Origin of the sequence: Eggerthella sp. (assembly GCF_048329335.1) — a bacterium.
Taxonomy (GTDB): Bacteria; Actinomycetota; Coriobacteriia; order Coriobacteriales; family Eggerthellaceae; genus Eggerthella; species Eggerthella lenta.
Genome location: NZ_DBFEGU010000401.1, coordinates 1 through 1,107, shown reverse-complemented (window position 1 = coordinate 1,107; position 1,107 = coordinate 1). Strand labels below are relative to the sequence as shown.

Below are 1,107 nucleotides of genomic sequence, written 5' to 3'. Positions count from 1 at the left end.
ACCCTCCACACCCCAAGCCCCTGCGGCAGCGTGGGAATCACCCGCCGCTCGTCCTCGCTCAGATCCGGGACCAGCCGGCTGAGCATGTCGATGTTCGACCCGCCCTGACGGAAGATGATCTTCGTCTGCATCTGGTTGAGGATCTCCTCGACACGGCCACGCAGCTCGCTGCCCTCGCCGAACACATGCGTCATGTCGTTCACGCCATGCACGATCAGCCAGGTCGCGCACCCCCAATGGCCGGCGGACCTCTGCCTGGTCTGCAACGAGTCCACCAGACGCGCGTTCGACAGCAGATCCCACGCCTCCTCGTCGACCACGATCCGCCGCCTCCCGTCACGCCCCTGCAGCAGACGGTCGATCCACGAGCTCACCGCCGCCGTGAACACGCGCTTGAGCTGCTCGTTGTTCAACGCCGGACTCGACGTGTCGAACACGATCATCGGACTCGACGGATCCAAGCGGATGGTGGACTCCCTGTCGAACATGCCCGACAGGGTGCCGCCACGCACCATCGGCGCATACACGCGAGCCGCCGCGGCCGCCGCCGCACGGGCCAACGCCGGCTCATGCTCGAAACCCGTCATCGAGGGCGACTCCCCATCCACCCATGCACGGTCCGCGAGACGGTCCACCGCAGCCTCCAACGTCATCGGCCCAGTGCCGAACGACACCGCCACACGGTCCACGACCACCTGCATGTCGCGATCCAGCGGGAACGGGCCTCCATCCTCGCGCAATGCCTCCGCCAGGCTCATGAACGCCGCCTTGCGCCCGGAAAGCACCTCCTGACGCCACAGATCGTCCTCGCCGGCGGACGGACGGTCCGGCAACGCGAACGGGTTCAGATAACGGCCGCCGCCCGGCGAGACGACCTGGCCTCCCACATGGGCGGCGACCCGGCCCCACTCGCCCTCGCGATCCGACTGGACGATCACATGACGGCCCGCCTCGATCTCACGCAACGCCATCACCTTCGCCGCGAACGACTTGCCGTTGCCGCGAAGACCGCAGATGAACACGTCCGGACTGGTCGTCATATGCGGGCCGTGAACGCCCGGCGCGTCATACGTCGCCCACGAATCGAACCGCCACAACTCACGCGAC

The 1,107-nt window shown here is 67.3% G+C and carries 1 protein-coding gene; it reads right to left on the bottom strand.

The features are described from left to right. Window positions 1-1,040, bottom strand: a 1,040-nt coding sequence (locus ACMO6A_RS12445; protein WP_418471350.1) for a hypothetical protein, incomplete at its 3' end; no start/stop codon positions are given. Window positions 1,041-1,107 lie beyond the last annotated feature (67 nt).